The 16962-nt window shown below is 59.3% G+C and carries 14 protein-coding genes and 1 pseudogene; 8 read left to right on the top strand and 7 right to left on the bottom strand.

The genetic code is table 11. The features are described from left to right. Window positions 1-383: 383 nt before the first annotated feature. Window positions 384-2204, bottom strand: coding sequence for a translational GTPase TypA (gene typA / locus OC605_RS27775; protein ID WP_262140479.1), 1821 nt, complete (start codon window positions 2202-2204; stop codon window positions 384-386). 139 nt (window positions 2205-2343) lie between these two features. Further along, complete coding sequence (thiI, locus tag OC605_RS27770) at window positions 2344-3798, bottom strand: tRNA uracil 4-sulfurtransferase ThiI (protein WP_262140478.1); 1455 nt, start codon at window positions 3796-3798, stop codon at window positions 2344-2346. 327 nt (window positions 3799-4125) lie between these two features. Here thiI and glnA point away from each other — a divergent pair, with 327 nt between their 5' ends. The 5 genes from glnA to ntrC all read left to right on the top strand — a co-directional run bounded on the left by glnA (window position 4126) and on the right by ntrC (window position 9697). Then, window positions 4126-5532 carry a type I glutamate--ammonia ligase gene (glnA, locus tag OC605_RS27765; protein WP_016772104.1) on the top strand — a complete coding sequence of 469 codons (1407 nt, stop codon included), beginning with the start codon at window positions 4126-4128 and terminating at the stop codon, window positions 5530-5532. Window positions 5533-5809: 277 nt separating this feature from the next. After that, window positions 5810-6322: a DUF4124 domain-containing protein gene (locus tag OC605_RS27760; RefSeq protein ID WP_186568609.1), complete on the top strand. Its 513-nt coding sequence runs from the start codon at window positions 5810-5812 to the stop codon at window positions 6320-6322. Between the two features lie 32 nt (window positions 6323-6354). Continuing rightward, window positions 6355-6942 carry a DUF4124 domain-containing protein gene (locus OC605_RS27755; protein ID WP_186568653.1) on the top strand — a complete coding sequence of 196 codons (588 nt, stop codon included), beginning with the start codon at window positions 6355-6357 and terminating at the stop codon, window positions 6940-6942. Between the two features lie 230 nt (window positions 6943-7172). Continuing rightward, window positions 7173-8258, top strand: a complete 1086-nt coding sequence (gene glnL / locus OC605_RS27750) for a nitrogen regulation protein NR(II) (protein ID WP_262140477.1) — start codon at window positions 7173-7175, stop codon at window positions 8256-8258. Then, window positions 8255-9697, top strand: coding sequence for a nitrogen regulation protein NR(I) (gene ntrC / locus OC605_RS27745; RefSeq protein WP_262140475.1), 1443 nt, complete (start codon window positions 8255-8257; stop codon window positions 9695-9697). The genes glnL and ntrC overlap by 4 nt, the downstream gene beginning before the upstream one ends. A 610-nt stretch (window positions 9698-10307) precedes the next feature. Here the strand turns inward: ntrC and OC605_RS27740 are convergent. Together OC605_RS27740 and OC605_RS27735 are read right to left on the bottom strand one after the other, a co-directional pair. Continuing rightward, window positions 10308-12302 (bottom strand): leucine-rich repeat domain-containing protein, encoded by a 1995-nt coding sequence (locus OC605_RS27740; protein ID WP_225927660.1) that lies wholly within the window; start codon window positions 12300-12302, stop codon window positions 10308-10310. A 185-nt stretch (window positions 12303-12487) separates the two neighbouring features. Beyond that, the gene (locus OC605_RS27735) at window positions 12488-12928 is read right to left on the bottom strand and encodes a hypothetical protein (RefSeq protein WP_186568607.1); all 441 of its coding nucleotides are present in this window, start codon (window positions 12926-12928) and stop codon (window positions 12488-12490) included. Here OC605_RS27735 and OC605_RS27730 point away from each other — a divergent pair. Then, on the top strand, window positions 12927-13382 hold the full coding sequence (locus tag OC605_RS27730) for a tRNA (cytidine(34)-2'-O)-methyltransferase (protein WP_262140474.1): 456 nt from the start codon (window positions 12927-12929) through the stop codon (window positions 13380-13382). The two genes, OC605_RS27735 and OC605_RS27730, sit on opposite strands and share 2 nt — an antisense overlap. A gap of 123 nt (window positions 13383-13505) precedes the next feature. Here the strand turns inward: OC605_RS27730 and secB are convergent, their stop codons facing one another. From secB to OC605_RS27715, 3 genes are read right to left on the bottom strand one after another with little or no spacing between them, the layout of a single operon-like run. Further along, window positions 13506-13991 carry a protein-export chaperone SecB gene (secB, locus tag OC605_RS27725; RefSeq protein ID WP_016772114.1) on the bottom strand — a complete coding sequence of 162 codons (486 nt, stop codon included), beginning with the start codon at window positions 13989-13991 and terminating at the stop codon, window positions 13506-13508. Between the two features lie 57 nt (window positions 13992-14048). After that, window positions 14049-14303: a glutaredoxin 3 gene (gene grxC / locus OC605_RS27720; protein ID WP_016772115.1), complete on the bottom strand. Its 255-nt coding sequence runs from the start codon at window positions 14301-14303 to the stop codon at window positions 14049-14051. Between the two features lies 1 nt (window position 14304). After that, window positions 14305-14718 carry a rhodanese-like domain-containing protein gene (locus tag OC605_RS27715; RefSeq protein ID WP_262140472.1) on the bottom strand — a complete coding sequence of 138 codons (414 nt, stop codon included), beginning with the start codon at window positions 14716-14718 and terminating at the stop codon, window positions 14305-14307. Window positions 14719-14871: 153 nt separating this feature from the next. Here OC605_RS27715 and gpmI point away from each other — a divergent pair, with 153 nt between their 5' ends. Both gpmI and OC605_RS27705 read left to right on the top strand, forming a co-directional pair. Beyond that, the gene (gpmI, locus tag OC605_RS27710; protein ID WP_262140471.1) at window positions 14872-16401 is read left to right on the top strand and encodes a 2,3-bisphosphoglycerate-independent phosphoglycerate mutase; all 1530 of its coding nucleotides are present in this window, start codon (window positions 14872-14874) and stop codon (window positions 16399-16401) included. 217 nt (window positions 16402-16618) lie between these two features. After that, window positions 16619-16962: pseudogene (locus tag OC605_RS27705) on the top strand (peptidase M23); the annotation flags it as partial.

The following is a 16962-nucleotide window of genomic DNA, read 5'->3' as shown; positions in this document are numbered from 1 at the left end:
CTGGAGTAGACATCGTGTCGCTCGAATCGACTTGAACTTGCAGATCGTGACGGCAGGTAAGAAGATCTAAAACCGTCCACCATGTCTCCGAAAATGTGTCCACCATGTCTCCGGTACATACACTCCCAGAGGGAGAGGGAGCCGACCGAGGTGTCTGGAGCCATACACCGACCTGAAACAAACAGTCGATTATGGATTCGGTGAAGCCCGCCAAATCGATTCTGGATTCGGCAGGATTCACTCAGGTCGATGCATCTCCTGAGCATCCCCCAATCAGTCCCCTCTCCCTCCGGGAGAGGGCTAGGGTGAGAGGCTTTTAAGCCTGGACAAACAAAAACGCCCCCGGTCTCGCGACCGGGGGCGTTTTCTATTCCAGGGCTGGATTACGCCTTGGCTTTCTTGGCAGCGCGGGTACGCTCGCTTTCGTCGAGGATCTTCTTGCGAAGACGGATCGACTTAGGCGTAACTTCGCACAGCTCGTCTTCCTGGATGTATTCCAGAGCCTGTTCCAGGGTGAAGCGAACAGGTGGGACCAGAGCGATGGTTTCGTCTTTACCCGAAGCACGCATGTTGTCGAGCTTCTTGCCTTTGGTTGGGTTGACACCCAGGTCGTTGTCGCGGCTGTTCTGACCAACGATCTGACCGTTGTAGATCTCCTGGCCGTGTTCTACGAACAGCTTGCCACGAGCCTGCAGGGTTTCCAGCGAGTAGGTCAGAGCCTTGCCGGTTTCAACCGAAACCAGAACGCCGTTCTGACGGCCGGACATGTGGCCCGACTTCACTGGAGCGTAACGGTCGAAGATCGAGGTCAGGATGCCAGCACCGTTGGTCAGGGTCAGGAACTGGTTACGGAAGCCGATCAGACCGCGAGCAGGGATGTTGTATTCCAGACGAACACGGCCCTTGCCATCCGGCACCATGTTGCTCAGGTCGCCCTTACGCAGACCCATCTCTTCCATGACCTTGCCCTGGGATTCTTCAGGAATGTCGATGGTGACGTTTTCGAACGGTTCCTGCCTCACGCCGTCAACTTCACGGATGATCACTTCAGGACGGCCCAGGGCCAGCTCGAAGCCTTCGCGACGCATGGTTTCGATCAGTACCGAGAGGTGCAGCTCACCACGGCCGGAAACCTTGAACTTGTCAGCCGAGTCGCCTTCTTCAACGCGCAGTGCAACGTTGTACAGCAGCTCTTTGTCCAGACGATCCTTGATGTTACGGGAGGTCACGAACTTGCCTTCTTTACCGCAGAATGGCGAGTCGTTTACCTGGAAGGTCATGGAAACGGTTGGCTCGTCAACGGTCAGCGGCTTCATCGCCTCGACGGTGTTGACGTCGCACAGAGTGTCGGAGATGAACAGCTCGTCGAAGCCGCTGATGCAGACGATGTCGCCGGCTGCTGCTTCGTCAACGTCGATGCGGTGCAGACCGTGGTGACCCATCAGCTTCAGGATACGACCGTTGCGACGCTTGCCGTCGGCGCTGATAGCGACAACCGGGGTGTTCGGCTTGACGCGACCACGGGCGATACGGCCAACACCGATAACACCCAGGAAGCTGTTGTAGTCCAGAGCGGAGATCTGCATCTGGAACGGACCGTCACGGTCAACGGCCGGAGGCGGAACGTGGTCGACTACCGCCTGGTACAGCGGAGTCATGTCTTCCGCCATGGCGGTGTGGTCCAGACCGGCAATACCGTTCAGGGCCGAAGCGTAAACAACCTGGAAGTCCAGTTGTTCTTCGGTCGCACCGAGGTTGTCGAACAGGTCGAAGATCTGGTCCAGAACCCAGTCCGGACGTGCGCCTGGACGGTCAACCTTGTTGATCACCACGATTGGACGCAGGCCGGCTTCGAAAGCCTTCTTGGTCACGAAGCGGGTTTGCGGCATAGGGCCGTCTTGAGCGTCAACCAGCAGCAGAACGGAGTCGACCATCGACATTACGCGTTCAACTTCGCCGCCGAAGTCGGCGTGGCCCGGGGTGTCCACGATGTTGATGTGGTAGCCGTTCCAGTTGATGGCGGTGTTCTTCGCCAGAATGGTAATACCGCGCTCTTTTTCCTGGTCGTTGGAGTCCATCACGCGCTCGTCGTTGAGCTCGTTGCGCTCCAGGGTGCCGGATTGACGCAGGAGTTTGTCTACCAGGGTGGTTTTACCGTGGTCAACGTGGGCAATGATGGCGATGTTGCGTAGATTTTCGATCACTTGTGTATCTCGATCAGAGGATTCGGTTTGCTGACAAGTCATGGCAGCGATTAGCAGTAGTGTCCGGCATGGCCGTTACAGCTTGACGGCGGTGTCGGGGGGCCGGTGACGCAGGCCACAGGCAAACAGCCCCGGGCACTTAGCTCGGTCGATAAACGCGCACATTGGCATGCCCCTCACTGAGCAAATGGTGGGCATGCAGGCGACTCATCACGCCTTTGTCGCAATACAGCAGGTACTGGCGAGTAGGGTCCAGTTCCTTGAAACGTGCGTTCACTGCATAGAACGGCATCGTCTGTACCTCTATGCCGGCGAGCTCCAGCGGATCATCCTCGGCGGCATCCGGGTGGCGGATGTCGATCACGATCTGACCGGCCAGCGCTTCGCTGACTTCTTCAATTTGCAAATCCTGGCCCAACTCGTCGATTACCCGATCGATCGGCACCAGTTTGGCGTTGGCGAGCGCGCGCTCGAGTACCGCCATGTCGAATTCTTTCTCTTCGTGCTCAACCCGGCCACGCTTGGCGGCGGTCTTGGGGTTGACCGAAATCACGCCGCAATATTCCGGCATGTGCCGGGCGAAATCGGCGGTGCCGATCTCGTTGGCGGTGTCGATGATGTCCTGCTTGTGCGCGACGATCAGCGGCCGCAGCACCAGTTTATCGGTCACGCAGTCGATCACCGACAGGTTCGGCAGCGTCTGGCTCGACACCTGGGAGATCGCTTCACCGGGCGCCAGTGCATCGATGTGCAGGCGTTCGGCGATCTCGGACGAGGCGCGCAACATCATACGCTTCAAAACCACGCCCATATGACTGTTATCGACTTTGCCGAGAATTTCGCCCAACACTTCCTCGAACGGCACACTGACAAATAGCACGCGTTGCGAGCTGCCGTACTTCTTCCAGATGAAGTGCGCGACTTCCATCACGCCCAATTCGTGGGCGCGCCCGCCGAGATTGAAGAAGCAGAAGTGCGCCATCAGGCCGCGACGCATGATCTGATAAGCCGCCACGGTCGAATCGAAGCCGCCGGACATCAATACCAGCGTCTGCTCCAACGCACCCAGCGGGTAGCCGCCGATGCCGTTGTGCTGGCTGTGAATCACGAACAACCGTTTGTCGCGAACTTCGATACGGACTTCGATTTCCGGTGCTTTGAGGTCGATTCCGGCTGCACCGCACTCGCGACGCAGCTTGCTGCCGACGTATTTTTCCACGTCCATCGAGCTGAACGCATGCTTGCCTGCGCGCTTGCAGCGCACCGAGAAAATCTTCCCGGCCAGCGCATCGCCGTAGTGCTGTTTGCACTTCTCGGTGATGTCGTCGAAGTCGCCCAGCGGGTACTCGTCGATCTGCAGAAAGTGCGCGATCCCCGGCATGCAGGTCAGGCGCTCGCCCATCTCTTTCAAGGCTTTGGGGTCGGTAACGCGGGTTTCCAGCTCGAGATTGTCCCACACGCCGTTCACCACCACGGCCGGGTCCAGGTCACGGAGCACGGTGCGGATGTTCTTGGCCAACTGGCGGATGAATTTCGTCCGGACAGGTCGGCTTTTGATGGTGATCTCGGGGAAGACTTTTACGATAAGTTTCATGAAAACAGCGCGCGAACGGCCAGCCGAAAAAGGGGGGCGCGGATTATAGCGGAAATTGCTCAAGGTTTAACCAGTTAATGTGCAGAAGGTTTTGCGCGCACCAAAACAGGTCATTTATGGAATTAAACGCAACATTACGGGGCGATATTTGTCGATTCAGTTGCCTGCGCACCTTAATAAGCGTGAATTTGGGGCAAAAAACCCATGCTGGGGCACTGGCATGCAATTTGCTCCCTTGTGAGGCAGGTTGCCTTGGCAGAGTATTCGCGCCGGCATCACCATTATTAAGGGCATCCACTACCCGCCCTAATTCACCCGGAGGACACTATGTCGAAGTCGGTTCAACTCATCAAAGATCATGACGTCAAGTGGATTGATCTGCGCTTCACGGACACCAAAGGCACTCAGCACCACGTGACCATGCCGGCTCGCGATGCGCTGGATGACGACTTCTTCGAAGTCGGCAAGATGTTCGACGGTTCCTCCATCTCCGGTTGGAAAGGTATCGAAGCCTCCGACATGATCCTGATGCCGGTCGACGAAACTGCCGTGCTCGATCCGTTCACCGAAGACCCAACCCTGATTCTGGTGTGCGACATCATCGAGCCTTCGAGCATGCAGGGCTACGATCGCGACCCACGTGCGATCGCCAAGCGCGCCGAAGAGCACCTGAAAGCCACCGGTATCGGCGACACCGTATTCGCCGGTCCAGAGCCAGAATTCTTCATCTTCGACTCGGTGAAGTTCAAGTCGGACATCTCCGGTTCGATGTTCAAGATCTACTCCGAGCAAGGCTCGTGGATGTCCGACCAGGACATCGAAGGCGGCAACAAGGGTCACCGTCCAGGCGTGAAAGGCGGCTACTTCCCGGTTCCACCGTTCGACCACGACCACGAAATCCGTACCGCCATGTGCAACGCACTGGAAGAAATGGGTCAGTCGGTTGAAGTTCACCACCACGAAGTGGCAACTGCCGGCCAGAACGAAATCGGCGTCAAGTTCAACACCCTCGTGAAGAAGGCTGACGAAGTTCAGACCCTGAAATACGTTGTGCACAACGTTGCCGACGCTTACGGCCGCACCGCGACCTTCATGCCGAAGCCACTGTACGGCGACAACGGTTCGGGCATGCACGTACACATGTCGATCTGGAAAGACGGCAAGAACACCTTCGCAGGTGAAGGCTATGCCGGCCTGTCCGATACCGCTCTGTACTTCATCGGCGGCATCATCAAACACGGTAAGGCCCTGAACGGCTTCACCAACCCGGCGACCAACTCCTACAAGCGTCTGGTGCCAGGCTTCGAAGCTCCGGTAATGCTGGCCTACTCGGCGCGCAACCGTTCCGCTTCGATCCGTATTCCTTACGTGTCGAGCCCGAAAGCCCGCCGTATCGAAGCACGCTTCCCGGATCCGGCTGCCAACCCGTACCTGGCCTTCGCAGCACTGCTGATGGCCGGTCTGGACGGTATCCAAAACAAGATCCACCCAGGCGATGCTGCTGACAAAAACCTGTACGACCTGCCGCCTGAAGAGGCGAAAGAGATTCCACAGGTTTGCGGCAGCCTGAAAGAAGCCCTGGAAGAGCTGGACAAGGGCCGCGCGTTCCTGACCAAGGGCGGCGTGTTCTCCGACGACTTCATCGACGCTTACATCGCGCTGAAATCGGAAGAAGAAATCAAGGTTCGCACCTTCGTACACCCACTGGAATATGAGCTGTACTACAGCTGCTGATCCGGTAGCTCTGCGTAAAGTGGCGTGACAAAAGAGGCCTCCTTCGGGAGGCCTTTTTTATTGCCCGGCACAGTTCATTTACCCTGTGGGAACGAGCCCGCTCGCGAAAGCGGTGTGTCATTGAAGATGATGGTGACTGACGCGACGCCTTCGCGAGCAGGCTCGCTCCCACAGGCGATCTGTGGTGTCTGAATGATCTTTGAATGTGTCGCCAGTTGGGCCAACCGCGCCACCTGTCCTATGCTGCTACCCATCGCTTCCAACCCCGGTCGATTTCATGGGTCGCACGTTTCCCTACATTCTGCTGCTGATCGCCCTGCCCGCCGCCGCGCAGATCTACAAGTACACCGACGCCAACGGCAACACGGCGTACAGCAATCAGCCGCCGGACGGCGTGCAGGCGCAACCGGTCGAGCTGCCGCCACTCAATCGGGTCGAGCCGCAAGCACCGAGTGCGCCGCAGGCACCCACCGCAGAACAACCGCAACCACCGCGCAACGCCTATGAAATCCTCGAACTCGCCGGTCTGCCCACTGACGAGGCGCTGCGCGCCAATAACGGCACCTTTACGGTCAATGTTCTGATCAAGCCGCGCCTGCAACCGCCGCATCAATTAAGGCTGCTGCTCGACGACCAGCCCTATGGCCAGCCGAGCAACGTGCCGGTTCTGCAACTGGTCAACATCGATCGCGGCGAGCATCGCCTGGCCGTGCAAGTGATCGACGGCCAACGCGTCGTTCAGCAGAGCCCGCCAGCCGTCTTCACCGTGCAACGGGTGCATACGCCGTGATTCGCGCGGGGCTGGTACTCGTCCTGGCATTGATGTCGATGTGCACCTCGGCGGAGGTCTTCACCTATCTCGACGCACAGGGCAACCGCGTCTACACCGACCAGCCACGCGCCAACGCCAAGCGAGTGCCGATCGCGACGAGCAATCGCATGGCTGTCCCTGCCAACACCGCAGCGCCGATCACCACAGCGAAAAAATCCGCCGAACCACCGCCCTTTCACTACGACATGCTGCGCATTCTGATCCCGGAGCCCGATGCCACTTTGCGCAGCAGCGCCGGCGAGCTGATCGTCAGCGTCACCAGCGAGCCCGGCCTGCAAAGCGGCCATCGTTATCGCTTGCTGCTGGATGGCAAGGCCACTGGCGAGCCCGGCGCCAGCCCGGTGTTTGCGCTGAGCAACATCGATCGCGGCAGCCACAACCTTTCGATCGAAATCCTCGACGCCGCCGGGCGTACCGTGGAACGCACCGCCAATCAGCCGTTCCACATGCTGCGCATTTCCCTGGCGCAGAAACGTCAGGTCAAACCCTGTGTCGCCGACGATTACGGCGTGCGCCCGGAATGCCCGCTCAAGGACAAACCGGAAGAGCCGAAAAATCCATTCCTGCGCTTCTTTTAACGTCCGCCGGGCATGCGCACCCTATTGGTGCACTAAACTGCATCTCGCCCACAACCCAACCCATTTTGGTTCGAAACTTCCCGTTTGAGCCGGCTTCGTGCCATACAAACGCGCGTCAAACGCCTGTTTCAGGGGTTAAACGCTTCTTTTCGGAGCCTTGGTTTGGTTTTTGCATTTTCCCTACATCAGCGCTTTGTTCTCGCGCACGCCTTGCTCCAAGAGGGGTCCAGATGACCATAAGCGACGCTATTCACCGTTTGCTGCTCGACAACCTGACCACGGCGACCATCCTGCTCGACGCCGAGTTGCGCCTGGAGTATATGAACCCGGCGGCGGAAATGCTGTTGGCGGTCAGCGGCCAGCGCAGCCACGGCCAGTTCATCAGCGAGCTGTTCACCGAATCCCCCGAGGCGCTCAATTCCCTGCGTCAGGCGGTGGAGCAGGCGCACCCGTTCACCAAGCGTGAAGCGATGCTCACCGCCCTCACCGGCCAGACGCTGACCGTGGATTACGCGGTGACGCCGATTCTCAGTAACGGCGAGACTTTGCTTTTGCTCGAAGTGCATCCGCGTGATCGCCTGTTGCGCATCACCAAGGAAGAGGCGCAGCTGTCCAAACAGGAAACCAGCAAGATGCTGGTGCGCGGCCTCGCCCACGAGATCAAGAATCCCCTCGGTGGCATCCGTGGTGCGGCGCAATTGCTCGCCCGCGAGCTTCCGGAAGAGAGCCTGCGCGATTACACAAATGTGATCATCGAAGAGGCCGACCGCCTGCGCAATCTGGTCGATCGCATGCTCGGCTCGAATAAGTTGCCGTCACTGGCCATGTGCAACGTCCACGAAGTGCTCGAACGCGTCTGCCATCTGGTCGAGGCCGAAAGCCAGGGCTGCATCACCCTGGTGCGTGATTACGACCCGAGCATTCCCGATGTATTGATCGACCGCGAGCAAATGATTCAGGCGGTGTTGAACATCGTGCGCAACGCGATGCAGGCTATCAGCAGCCAGAACGAGCTGCGCCTGGGCCGCATCAGCCTGCGCACCCGCGCCATGCGCCAGTTCACCATCGGCCACATCCGCCATCGTCTGGTGACCAAGATCGAGATCATCGACAACGGCCCGGGCATCCCGGCGGAACTGCAGGAAACCATTTTCTTTCCGATGGTCAGCGGCCGCCCGGACGGTACCGGGCTGGGCCTGGCCATTACCCAGAACATCATCAGTCAGCACCAGGGCCTGGTCGAGTGTGAGAGCCATCCAGGCCACACCACCTTCTCGATCTTCCTGCCACTGGAACAAGGAGCCACATCGACATGAGCCGTAGTGAAACCGTGTGGATCGTCGATGACGACCGTTCTATCCGTTGGGTCCTGGAAAAGGCCTTGCAGCAGGAAGGCATGACCACCCAGAGCTTTGACAGCGCCGACGGCGTGATGAGTCGTCTGGCCCGGCAGCAGCCGGACGTGATCATTTCCGATATCCGCATGCCGGGCGCCAGTGGCCTGGATCTGCTGGCGCGGATTCGCGAACAGCACCCACGGCTGCCGGTCATCATCATGACCGCTCACTCCGATCTGGACAGCGCTGTCGCCTCCTATCAGGGCGGTGCTTTCGAGTACCTGCCCAAGCCTTTCGACGTCGACGAAGCCGTTTCGCTGGTCAAACGCGCCAATCAACATGCGCAGGAACAGCAAGGCCTGGAAGTTGTGCCAGCCTTGACCCGCACCCCGGAAATCATCGGCGAAGCGCCGGCGATGCAGGAAGTCTTTCGCGCCATCGGGCGCCTGAGCCACTCCAACATCACCGTGCTGATCAACGGCGAATCCGGTACCGGTAAAGAACTGGTCGCCCACGCCCTGCACCGCCACAGCCCACGCGCGGCTTCGCCGTTCATTGCCCTGAACATGGCGGCGATTCCCAAGGATCTGATGGAATCGGAACTGTTCGGCCACGAGAAAGGCGCGTTCACCGGCGCGGCGAATTTGCGTCGCGGTCGTTTTGAACAGGCGGACGGCGGCACGCTGTTTCTCGATGAAATCGGCGACATGCCGGCGGACACCCAGACGCGTCTGTTGCGCGTGTTGGCCGATGGCGAGTTCTACCGCGTCGGCGGCCATGTGCCGGTGAAAGTCGATGTACGCATCATCGCCGCAACCCACCAGAATCTGGAAACGCTCGTCCACGCCGGCAAATTCCGCGAGGACTTGTTCCACCGCCTCAACGTTATCCGCATCCACATCCCGCGCCTGTCGGATCGTCGCGAAGACATCCCGACCCTGGCCCGGCACTTCCTCAGCCGCGCCGCGCAGGAACTGGCGGTCGAGCCGAAGCTGCTGAAAAGCGAAACCGAGGAATACCTGAAAAACCTGCCGTGGCCGGGCAACGTGCGCCAGCTGGAGAACACCTGCCGCTGGATCACCGTCATGGCCTCCGGCCGTGAAGTGCACATCAGTGACTTGCCACCGGAACTGCTCAACCTGCCGCAGGATTCGGCGCCAGTGACCAACTGGGAACAGGCCCTGCGCCAGTGGGCCGATCAGGCCTTGGCCCGTGGCCAGTCGAGCCTGCTCGACAGCGCAGTGCCAGCGTTCGAGCGGATCATGATCGAGACTGCTTTGAAGCACACCGCAGGACGTCGGCGTGATGCGGCGGTGCTGCTGGGTTGGGGGCGCAATACCCTGACGCGCAAGATCAAGGAACTGGGGATGAAGGTTGATGGTGGGGATGATGACGAGGGGAAGAGGGTTAACGCTTAAGGATTGTCGTCTACTCAGGATCGATCCCCCTCACCCCAGCCCTCTCCCCCAAGGGGAGAGGGGAAGGAGCAATCTCGGGTGGTTTCGAGGCCTGAGTTCGGCTCGGTATCTCAGGTCGGCGTAACTTGACCGGGCAACTCGGTCAGTCCCCTCTCCCTCTGGGAGAGGGTTAGGGTGAGGGCCACCGTGCACCGCATCAATGCACAATGACCCGCGATCGCGCACAGCCGTATCGCCACAATCACTCCTGAAAAAACTGAAAAACCCTTTATTCAAAAACGCGAAAGCCCCGAGCCCCGGGGCTTTCGCGTTCCCAAAGCGTTTTTTGTTTCAGCAGATTAAAACCTGGCACGCCCCCTGCAATACCTGTCTCAGGTGATTCGCTTCACCACCCGTTTCGGGGACCTTGGTACAGGCAGGCCGGGGATTCCCCTCTTTACATCGGGCTCACAGCGCAAAGCGCCGAGCCACCCTTTTGGGATCCTTGGTACAGGCAGGCCGGGGGTTCCCTCTTTATACCGGGCTGACGCCACAAGCGAAGCCCACGCTTTTGGGAACCCTGATACAGGCAGGTCAGGGATTCCCGCTTTTACACTGCAGCGCCCCGCCCCTATTCGAACCTGGGCCGTTTGGGCAGAGGGTGCAGCGCTTGATTCTGTCGCCCTCCGTCATAGCTGCGGATTTCATTCTCCAGCCGGTCCAGCATCTTCCCGGGACTCGTTTCCGTATGAAGAATGGCGTCGAGCCTGGCCCGTTCGGTGACGTCGGCCCTGTCATACATTTCCAGAAACCACCACACGCGCCGCTGCAGCAGCGGGCGTTCAACGTGAAATTCGGGCGTTCGACTCAGCCGACGAAGAATGCCGGTCACTGCCAGTGGCATTGCGGCGTTATGCCTGTCCCACAGCGCTTGTTTTTCCGCTATCTGGTCCTGTGGCACATTGCGTAGCCAGAGATCGGCAGACCCATCGCTGCTTTCCTGTCCGAGCCAGATATCGGTGCCTGTGTCGACACGTGCTCGTATCAACCGCCGTAGCGAGGCCGGGTCCGTAATTGGATTGCCGATGAGATTGAAGCCCGCTCTGAGCTCCACGGATTCGGGAATCGACCTGATGTGATTGTCAGCAAGATTCAACTCTTTTACGGGAATCCTATCGGTAATGCCCTCGGGAAATCGTTGCAATCGTGTATTGGAAAGATCCAGCTCCTGCAGTGCGGTCATGTTTTCGAGTGAAAGGCTGTTCGCAAGCGGATTGCCCCCCAGTCTTAACACTTCCAGCTTCGACGCCACGTCGATGGCCTCCAGACCAGAAGGCAGCAGGTGTATTCCGGTGCGGCTCAGATCCAGCACCCGCAGCTCAGTCATCCCTCTGAGGTCAGCTGCCACTTGCAAAAAGGTGACTTGCTCCTGATGCCGCATTTGCATGTCGAGGCTATTCACCGGGGCCTCGACTGTGTTGCAAAGCCATAATTCACGAAGTCTGGTAAGGCCTCGCAGCGAAAAGTCAGCCGTTAATTCACAGTCCTGCAGATGCAGCCTCTGCAAACGCGGGAATCTTTTCAATTGCTCGGCGAAGCGCGAATCCATACTGAATTTTGAATGAACGCTTTCTATTATGTCCCACCCTTGGAACCGGCCTTTTACTCTGATCTCCTGACTGGTAATCGTCAGACTTTCAAGGTTGGGAAATTGCGCGCAAAACACGTCCGGGGTCACCGGACCACCACCTCTTAGCGTGAGAGAAACGACTGAGTTGAATTTCAACGAAAGCGGCTTTTCAGCTGGCCATGTCGTCAGATTGATATCCAGCTTGAAGCCCACAAGCCGCCCACCACTGTAGACCCGCTGATCAGGATGGCCTTGCCATTGGTACAACTGGCGTAGCGTCGTCCACATCTTTGACGCGTCAAGGAACTCCTGGTCCGATGTAATGCGAGCTGGACTGAATGGCATGCTGAAACGCGTCGAGTCCAGTTGCGCAAGCCCAGGCTGAATGTGCTTGAGTTCAAGCTCTGCCACATCCTTGTCATCAAACCGGGCGATGAAGGCATCCGCGTTCTCATCGCTCATGTCCGGCAGATACTTGCGGATCTGCTCACGGGTAGTTGGCTCCACGACATCGCGCGCATACCAAAGCCCGCTGGCCGCATCGCGCAGCATCACCGGGCCTGGCAGTAATTCGCTTGGCCGTCGGGCTCGATGCAGACCTGTCTGCGGATCTACGGCGACAAGAACAAGATCGCCACCGGCCACGTCAGCGTAGGTGCGCCGATTAAGAACCCGCAATCCTTCGCTGTTGATTTCTGGAAGTATTGCGCGGGCGTTGATTGCGTAATGGTCCAGCGTCGGTTGTGATACCGGCGGACTGGCTTGTGCAGGGGCCGCATGAACCACAACTGCCGCAGTCGCGAGCGTGGCGTCTGCGTCGATAGCGCTGGACAAGCCGGCCCGTAACGGCAAATTATCGGTGGAAAACGCTGAGCCAGAACCACCTCGGTTTGACGGGCCGGGAAGCGGAATATCCATGTGGTCCGGTCGGGTCGGACTGGTGGAAGCATCCACTTTCGTGTGGGCAGCGCCACCTTTGGCTGGTTTTACTGGCATGTTTCTCATCCTTGAAAAGACGCCCCTGCATTCATGCGAGGGGGCGACGGGTTTCGGCATCCTGCCGTTTGAAGGGGCGAACGATAGCGTGGACGAGCAATCGTCGGAGATGGGAAAGGGATACGGTCACGGTAGGAAAGGACGTCAAACAGTGTCGGGCGAACATCCAGAATGGGACCTTTCCGCTAGCGCTCGCTCAAGCGGATCTCCAGCCGCCAACGATCATCGACCTCGCTGCCGACCCAGTCGCCCCGCAACGGGCGCGCTGCCAGCACCGTCAGCAACAATCCGCCATCACTCTTGCGCGTGCGCCAGTTGACATCCTTGCCGTTGAGCCTGAGCTGGCCTTTCTGCGGTCGACCTTCGGCCTGAAACAGCAGCGCGACGGTGCCGTCGATGATCTCGCCGTGCAGCTTCGGCTCATTGTTGAACCACACCACCAGGCCGCCATCGGCAACCTCGACCTGCTCCAGCACGCTCGGATCCGGCGTAGTCAGCCGGCCGATCATCAAGCCGATCATCAAGCCGACAATCGCCAGCGAGCCGATGACGCGCGGGAATAGTTTCGAACGGTTGTCCACAGGCGGCGTAGAATGCCGCTCATCTTTACCTTCGGAGCCGTGCATGTTTCACGTCATCCTTTTTCAACCAGAAATTCCGCCGAACACCGGCAACGTTATCAGGCTGTGCGCCAACAGCGGCTGCCACCTGCATTTGATCGAACCACTGGGTTTCGAGATGGACGACAAGCGCCTGCGCCGTGCCGGTCTCGACTACCACGAATATGCCACGTTGCAGCGTCACGCTGATCTGGCCAGTTGTCTGGAAAGTCTGGGCAACCCGCGCGTGTTCGCCTTCACCACCAAAGGTTCGCGGCCGTTCCATGATGCCGCGTTCGTGCCCGGCGATGCGTTTCTGTTCGGCCCGGAAAGCCGCGGCCTGCCAGCGGACGTGCTCGACGCCCTGTCTGCCGAACAGCGCCTGCGCCTGCCGATGCGCGAAGGCTGCCGCAGCCTGAACCTGTCCAACACCGTGGCGATCGCCGTGTACGAAGCGTGGCGGCAGAACGACTTCAAGTAACGCCGCAAAACAAATGTGGGAGCGAGCCTGCTCGCGAATGCGGAGTGTCAGTCAACATTGATTTGTCTGACAGACCGCTTTCGCGAGCAGGCTCGCTCCCACATGGGGTATTGCTGAACCGTCTTACTGAACGGTCGGGGTCTCGCCGCTTTCCTGCATGCGCTGCAGCTCTTGCGCGTACAGGGCATCGAAGTTCACCGGCGCCAGCATCAGCGCCGGGAACGAACCGCGGGTAACCAGGCTGTCCAGGGTTTCGCGGGCGTATGGGAACAGGATGTTCGGGCAGAACGCACCCAGGGTGTGGCTCATCGAAGCCGCGTCCAGATTCTTGATCAGGAAGATACCGGCCTGTTGCACTTCAGCAATGAAGGCCACTTCTTCACCGTTTTTCACGGTGACGGAAAGGGTCAGCACCACTTCGTAGAAGTCGCCTTCCAGCGCTTTCTGGCGAGTGTTCAGATCCAGACCGACCGCCGGATCCCACTGCTGGCGGAAGATCGCCGGGCTTTTCGGGGCTTCGAAGGACAGGTCGCGTACGTAGATGCGCTGCAAGGAAAATTGCGGTGCGGTTTCTTCTTCGCTGGCTGCAGTGTTCTGTTGGTCAGTCATCTCAGATCCTTATCGATCTTGGGTCTTTTAGGGAGTGCTGTACGTGGGTGCAGCCGTTCAGCCCTTGAGCAGCGCGTCGAGTTTGCCGGCGCGTTCCAGGGCGTATAAATCATCGCAACCGCCGATGTGCTTTGCGCCGATCCAGATCTGCGGCACGGACGTGCGCCCGGCCTTTTTGGTCATTTCGGCACGCAGCTGCGGCTTGCCATCGACCTTGATCTCTTCGAAGGCCACGCCTTTGCTGGCGAGCAGATGCTTGGCGCGCGAGCAGTAAGGGCAGTAATCGCTGGAGTAGACGATGACTTCGCTCATGTCATTTCACCAGCGGCAGGTTGTCGCCTTTCCAGCTGGAAATCCCGCCGGACAGCTTGGCGGCGGTGAAGCCGGACTTCATCAGCTCGCGGGCGTGGGTGCCGGCGGTCTGACCGAGGGCATCGACCAGAATGATGGTCTTGGCCTTGTGTTTTTCCAGCTCGCCGACGCGGGCAGCCAGTTTGTCTTGCGGGATGTACACCGCGCTGACGATGTGGCCAGCGGCATAATCCTTGGCCGGACGGATATCCACCACCACGCCTGCGTCTTTATTGACCAGTGCGGTCAGCTCGCCGGTGCTCAGGCTCTTGCCGCCGCCCTGCATCGTGTGCGCCAGCAACAGAGCCAGAAGTACGACGAAGATACCGACAAGAATGTAGTGGTTAGTGGCAAATTCAATCAGGTGAGCAACCATCGAAGGAGGTTCCAGGGCGTTAAAATGTCGGCCAGTATACACAGCCACTATGGTCGGCCAAACCCCGTCCGGCGGTGACGCGGTCGGAACTTCGCTTTAAACTCCAACTCCGTTTTCCATCGCCCTCTTCTTTATCAGCCACGAGTGGATTCCATGACGACTACGCCCAAACCTTTGGTCCTGATGATTCTCGACGGCTTCGGTCACAGCGACAGCCCCGAATCCAATGCCGTGTTCGCGGCGAAGAAACCCGTGCTGGACCGTCTATGGGCCACCGTGCCGAATGGCTTGATTTCGGGCAGCGGCATGGACGTCGGCCTGCCGGACGGCCAGATGGGCAACTCGGAAGTCGGCCACATGAACCTCGGCGCCGGGCGCGTGGTGTATCAGGACTTCACCCGCGTGACCAAAGCGATCCGCGACGGCGAATTCTTCGAAAACCCGACCATCTGCGCCGCTGTCGATCAAGCCGTGGCCGCCGGCAAAGCCGTGCACTTCATGGGCCTGCTGTCCGATGGCGGCGTGCACAGCCACCAGGATCACCTGATCGCCATGGCCGAACTGGCCTTCAAGCGCGGCGCCGAAAAAATCTACCTGCACGCCTTCCTCGATGGCCGCGACACGCCGCCGAAAAGCGCCGCTTCGTCGATCGAACTGCTCGACGCGACTTTCCAGGCCTTGGGCAAAGGCCGGATCGCCAGCATCATTGGCCGCTACTTCGCCATGGACCGTGACAACCGTTGGGATCGCGTCGCCCAGGCCTATAACCTGATCGTCGACGGCAATGGCGAATTCAACGCCGCCACCGCGCAGGAAGGTCTTGAAGCTGCCTACGCCCGTGGCGAAAGCGACGAATTCGTCAAAGCCACCTCCATCGGTGAGCCGGTGAAAGTTGAAGACGGCGATGCCGTGGTGTTCATGAACTTCCGCGCCGACCGCGCCCGCGAGCTGACCCGCGTGTTCGTCGAAGACGATTTCAAGGAGTTCGCGCGCGCCCGTCAGCCGAAACTGGCCGGTTTCGTCATGCTTACCCAGTACGCCGCTAGCATTCCAGCACCGTCGGCCTTCGCCGCCGGCAGCCTGGAAAACGTTCTCGGTGATTACCTGGCGAAAAACGGCAAGACCCAGCTGCGCATCGCTGAAACCGAAAAATACGCCCACGTGACCTTCTTCTTTTCCGGCGGTCGTGAAGAACCGTTCCCGGGCGAAGAGCGCATCCTGATCCCGTCGCCAAAAGTCGCGACTTATGACTTGCAGCCGGAAATGAGCGCCCCGGAAGTCACCGACCGTATCGTCGACGCCATCGAAAACCAGCGTTACGACGTGATCGTGGTCAACTACGCCAACGGCGACATGGTCGGCCACAGCGGCGTGTTCGACGCGGCGGTAAAAGCGGTCGAGTGCCTCGACACCTGCGTCGGTCGCATCGTCGAGGCGCTGGAAAAGGTCGGCGGCGAAGCACTGATCACCGCTGACCACGGCAACGTCGAGCAAATGGCCGATGAATCCACCGGTCAGGCGCACACCGCGCACACCACCGAGCCGGTGCCGTTCATCTACGTCGGCAAGCGCGACCTGAAAGTGCGCGAAGGCGGCGTGCTGGCGGACGTAGCGCCGACCATGCTGATGCTGCTGGGTCTGGAAAAACCGGCGGAGATGACAGGTACTTCGATCCTCGTATAAACACCGCCAATCCCTGTGGGAGCGAGCCTGCTCGCGAATACGGTGGATCAGTCGACAGCGATGTCGCCTGACGCACCGCTTTCGCGAGCAAGCTCGCTCCCACATTGGTTTTGCGGTGTTTTTCTGTCCAGTTATCACACAGCCCCAATTGGGCGTTTTTTTTGCAGCCTCGGGCGGGCATACTAGGCCGTCCCTTACCCTGGTGCCGCCCGCCCCTATGCTTCGCGTCCTGATCGCCCTTGCTCTGACCTGTCTGCTCCAGCCGGCCTTCGCCGACGAGCGCGCGCAAACCCAACAGCAGTTGGACGCCACGCGTCAGGATATCGCTGAGCTGAAAAAACTCCTGGGCAAGCTGCAGGAAGAAAAGTCCGGCGTGCAGAAAGAGCTCAAGGGCACTGAAACCGAGATGGGCAAGCTGCAGAAGCAGGTCGACGCGCTGCAGAAAGAACTGCAGAAAAGCGAATCCGAGCTACAGCGGCTCGATGCAGAGAAAAAAAAACTCCAGAGCGCGCGCACTGAACAGCAGCGACTGATCGCCATTCAGGCCCGTGCGGCTTACCA

Source organism: Pseudomonas sp. Marseille-Q5117 (genome assembly GCF_946901175.1).
Taxonomy (GTDB): domain Bacteria; phylum Pseudomonadota; class Gammaproteobacteria; order Pseudomonadales; family Pseudomonadaceae; genus Aquipseudomonas; species Aquipseudomonas iranensis.
The sequence above is the reverse complement of the archived record's forward strand: the minus strand, read 5'-3'. Positions and strand labels throughout refer to the sequence as shown.

Bases quoted from the DNA above. Each gene is read 5' to 3' on its own strand.
- OC605_RS27735 (WP_186568607.1), bottom strand. From the start codon at position 12,928: ATGCACGGCTCCGAAGGTAAAGATGAGCGGCATTCTACGCCGCCTGTG.
- OC605_RS27740 (WP_225927660.1), bottom strand. From the start codon at position 12,302: ATGCCAGTAAAACCAGCCAAAGGTGGCGCTGCCCACACGAAAGTGGAT.
- OC605_RS27755 (WP_186568653.1), top strand. From the start codon at position 6,355: ATGTCGATGTGCACCTCGGCGGAGGTCTTCACCTATCTCGACGCACAG.
- glnA (WP_016772104.1), top strand. From the start codon at position 4,126: ATGTCGAAGTCGGTTCAACTCATCAAAGATCATGACGTCAAGTGGATT.
- secB (WP_016772114.1), bottom strand. From the start codon at position 13,991: ATGACTGACCAACAGAACACTGCAGCCAGCGAAGAAGAAACCGCACCG.
- OC605_RS27730 (WP_262140474.1), top strand. From the start codon at position 12,927: ATGTTTCACGTCATCCTTTTTCAACCAGAAATTCCGCCGAACACCGGC.
- thiI (WP_262140478.1), bottom strand. From the start codon at position 3,798: ATGAAACTTATCGTAAAAGTCTTCCCCGAGATCACCATCAAAAGCCGA.
- OC605_RS27760 (WP_186568609.1), top strand. From the start codon at position 5,810: ATGGGTCGCACGTTTCCCTACATTCTGCTGCTGATCGCCCTGCCCGCC.
- gpmI (WP_262140471.1), top strand. From the start codon at position 14,872: ATGACGACTACGCCCAAACCTTTGGTCCTGATGATTCTCGACGGCTTC.
- ntrC (WP_262140475.1), top strand. From the start codon at position 8,255: ATGAGCCGTAGTGAAACCGTGTGGATCGTCGATGACGACCGTTCTATC.
- grxC (WP_016772115.1), bottom strand. From the start codon at position 14,303: ATGAGCGAAGTCATCGTCTACTCCAGCGATTACTGCCCTTACTGCTCG.
- glnL (WP_262140477.1), top strand. From the start codon at position 7,173: ATGACCATAAGCGACGCTATTCACCGTTTGCTGCTCGACAACCTGACC.
- OC605_RS27715 (WP_262140472.1), bottom strand. From the start codon at position 14,718: ATGGTTGCTCACCTGATTGAATTTGCCACTAACCACTACATTCTTGTC.